This window comes from Micromonospora sp. D75 (assembly GCF_018070405.1).
GTDB classification, from domain to species: Bacteria; Actinomycetota; Actinomycetes; order Mycobacteriales; family Micromonosporaceae; genus Micromonospora; species Micromonospora chalcea.
Genome location: NZ_JAGPXV010000672.1, coordinates 1 through 3,074, shown reverse-complemented (window position 1 = coordinate 3,074; position 3,074 = coordinate 1). Strand labels below are relative to the sequence as shown.

General features: G+C 76.5%; 4 protein-coding genes. 2 read left to right on the top strand and 2 right to left on the bottom strand.

All coding sequences use genetic code 11. The features are described 5' to 3' along the window. Window positions 1-104 precede the first annotated feature (104 nt). A complete protein-coding gene (locus KBX39_RS27465) occupies window positions 105-572 on the bottom strand; it encodes an SRPBCC family protein (RefSeq protein ID WP_210873255.1) in 468 nt (155 codons plus the stop codon). A gap of 159 nt (window positions 573-731) precedes the next feature. Between KBX39_RS27465 and KBX39_RS27460 the strand changes: the two genes are divergently transcribed. Continuing rightward, window positions 732-1,502 (top strand): GNAT family N-acetyltransferase, encoded by a 771-nt coding sequence (locus KBX39_RS27460; RefSeq protein ID WP_210873253.1) that lies wholly within the window; start codon window positions 732-734, stop codon window positions 1,500-1,502. A 15-nt stretch (window positions 1,503-1,517) separates the two neighbouring features. Here the strand turns inward: KBX39_RS27460 and KBX39_RS27455 are convergent, their stop codons facing one another. Next, window positions 1,518-2,201 (bottom strand): hypothetical protein, encoded by a 684-nt coding sequence (locus KBX39_RS27455; protein WP_210873257.1) that lies wholly within the window; start codon window positions 2,199-2,201, stop codon window positions 1,518-1,520. A gap of 56 nt (window positions 2,202-2,257) precedes the next feature. Between KBX39_RS27455 and KBX39_RS27450 the strand changes: the two genes are divergently transcribed. After that, window positions 2,258-3,074 (top strand): AfsR/SARP family transcriptional regulator (locus tag KBX39_RS27450; protein ID WP_210873251.1); only part of this gene is annotated, 817 nt, incomplete at its 3' end.

Here is a 3,074-nt window from a genome sequence, read left to right as displayed (position 1 = left end):
GGCGCGCCGCGACGACCGCCGCCGGCCGCCGCGCCCCTCCCGCTGCCCGGTCACCGCCGGCGGCTACCCGCAAAAACCGCCGCCAATCCCGGCGTCCGCCGAGGTCAGCCGCCCGATTCGAGGTACGCGGCCAGGTGCGCCAGCGAGGACGCGATGCCCTCCTCGTGCACCGCCTGGTCGATGCCCGGTGGTACGCCGGTGGCCGTGACCGTCACCTCGGTGCCGTCGCCGGCCGCTGCGAGGTGCCAGGTCATGGTCATGGTGCCCGCGTACGCGGGGTCGTCGGCCTGGAACACGGCGGTCTGCACGACCCGGCGCGCCGGTACGAGTTCGGCGAACCCGACGTCGACCACGTCGGTGCCGTCCGACGTCTTGCCCGGGCTGCCCGCCGGATCGAGATAGGTGAGCACCATCCGGAACCCGCCCCCGGGCCGAGGATCCCACCGCTCGATCCGCCCGCGCATCCCGTCCGGCGGCAACCAAGCCTCCAGGGCCGCCCGGTCCACGAGCGCCCCGTACACCGCTGCCGGCGCGGCCCCGATCGTCCTGCTACCCCGATCGACCCTGCTCACCCCCCAACCCTAGGCCCGCGCCCTGGCCGCCCGCGGGCGCACTAGTCGATCTTGGAGTTGTGGCGGTTGACGAATGCCACCGAGTAGGGCGATTCAGGCGCCACAACTCCAAGATCGGCGGGGAAGCGGGGGCGGGGCGCGCCGGGTACGCTGCCGCGAATGCCGGTACTACCGCACCCTGACGCCCCTGACGACTCGCTGCTGTTCGATGCCGACGACGTGCCGCTGGCCCGGATGCGGCTGCGGGACGACGACGGCACGCGGGTCGCGGCCGGCGTGAGGCCGCTGGCCGGGGCGCCGCTCACCCGGCTCGTCGCGCAGGTGCGGCGTGACCTCGCCGGGCATCGGCTGGAGACGCCGGACGAGGCGCTGGCGGCGGCGCTGGTGGCCGACGGGCTGAAGCTGAGCCGGGCCGCCACTGACATGCGGCACGACCTGACCGACGTGCCCGAGCCGGTGGCGCTGCCGGACGGCTGGTCGCTCGGCGCCCCCGGCTGGGACGACGACCTCGCCGCAGGGCTGGACGCGGCGTACGGCCCGGACCACCCGGACGGCCGCTGGCAGCCCAGCGACACCGAACAGGTGCGGGCGATGTTCGACACCGGTGAGCCGGTGCCGCCCCTGGTGCCCGCCTCGGCCCGGCTGATCGACCCGGACGGCCGCAGCGCCGGGCACGTGCTGTGCGCCGGGCCGGTGCCGTGGACCGACGACGACTGCGTCTGGATCCTCAACCTCGGTGTCGCGCCCCGGGCACAGCGGCGCGGGTTCGGGCGGGCGCTGCTCGTCCACGCGCTGCGCGGCGCGCGGGAGGCGGGACTGCCGTCCGTCGGCCTGTCGGTGGTCGACGGCAACCCGGCCCGCAGGATGTACGACGCGGCCGGCTTCCGCATCCTCACCCGGGTGCTCACGGTCCGGATCCCCGACGCGTAGCCCGCCGGGGAACCTTCAGGCGCCGGTGAGCAGGGGACGGTGCGCGGACCAGAGCCAGCGCAGGTAGTCGCGTAGCCGTTCCGGGGTGGCGATCCACCCCTGGCCGGGATAGCGGAGCAGCCGGCTGACCTCGCCGGCCACCAGGTCGTACCCGGCCGCGCCGGTCTCCGGCACCGGGGCGTCCGGTGCGACAGCCACTGGTAGCGGCACCATCGGGATCCGCAGGCCGGCGTCGTCGCAGGCCCGCAGCACGGTGAGGTAGACCCGGACCAGGTGGTACGGCGAGACGACGAGCGCGACGCTGCCGATGCCCAGCGCCCGTACCTGCTCCACGACCCAGGTGGCCTGCCGGCCGGTGCCGGTGACCGGCTCGGCCTGGAGCACGACCCCGTCGACCCGGCGCAGACCGAGTCCGCGCAGCCGGTCCAGTGTGAGCGGGCGGTACGTCCGCTCGGCCGAGTCGGTGTTCGCCACCAGCAGGTGCCGCAGCGCCGGGCCGGTCTCCCAAGCGCGGATCGCGTCGGTGAGACGCCAGTCCTCGCCCTGGCCGGTGGCCACCACCAGCGCGTCCACCCGCTCGGCGGCGCGGTGGGGGAGCGTGAGGACCATCGTGACCGCCTCCAGCACCGCCAGGAGCCGGTCGGCGGGGACGTCCGCGAACGCCTCCGGCCCCACGAGCCGTGGCAGCGGGCGGGACACACTCGTCACGCCCGCGATCTTGCCACCATCGGTTCGCCGGCGGGTGAGAGAGTGACATGGTGCGGGTGGGGATCCTCGGGCCGCTTGAGGTCCGCGACGGCGACCGGCCGCTCGACGTCGCCGGGGCGCGGCTGCGGGCGCTGCTGATCCGCCTCGCGCTGGACCCGGGCCGGCCGGTGAGCGTGCCCGCGCTGGCCGAGGCGCTCTGGGGCGACGAGCCGCCGACCGACACCGCCAACGCGGTGCAGACGCTCGTGTCCCGGCTGCGCCGGGCGGTGCCCGGGCTCGGGGTACGCAGCAGCCCGGCGGGCTACCGGCTCGACCTGGACCCGGACGACGTGGACGCCGGGCGGTTCGAGCGACTGGCCCGGCAGGGGCGGGCGGCGCTTCGCGACGGGGACGCGGCGACGGCGCGGACGACGTTGCGCGACGCGCTCGCGCTGTGGCGGGGGCCGGCGCTGGCCGAGGTCGCCGACGCGCCGTACGCGGCGGCAGCGGTGGCGCGGCTGGCGGAACTGCGGCTCACCGCGCAGGAGGACCGGATCGAGGCGGAGCTGCGCGCCGGGCGGCCGGAACTGCTGGTCGCCGAGCTGGAGGAGCTGACCGCCGCGCATCCGCTGCGGGAGCGGCTGGCCGAGCTGCACCTGCGTACGCTCGCCGCCGCCGGGCGGCCCGCCGAGGCGCTCGCCGCGTACGAGCGGATCCGGCAGCGGCTCGCCGACGAGCTGGGCGTCGACCCGTCGCCGCAGTTGCGGGCCGCGCACCTGGAGCTGCTGCGCGGCGAGGCGGCCCCGCGGCAGCCGACGGCCGTGACGCGGGGCAACCTGCGGGCCGCGCTCACCACGTTCGTCGGGCGCGACGAGGACCTGCGCC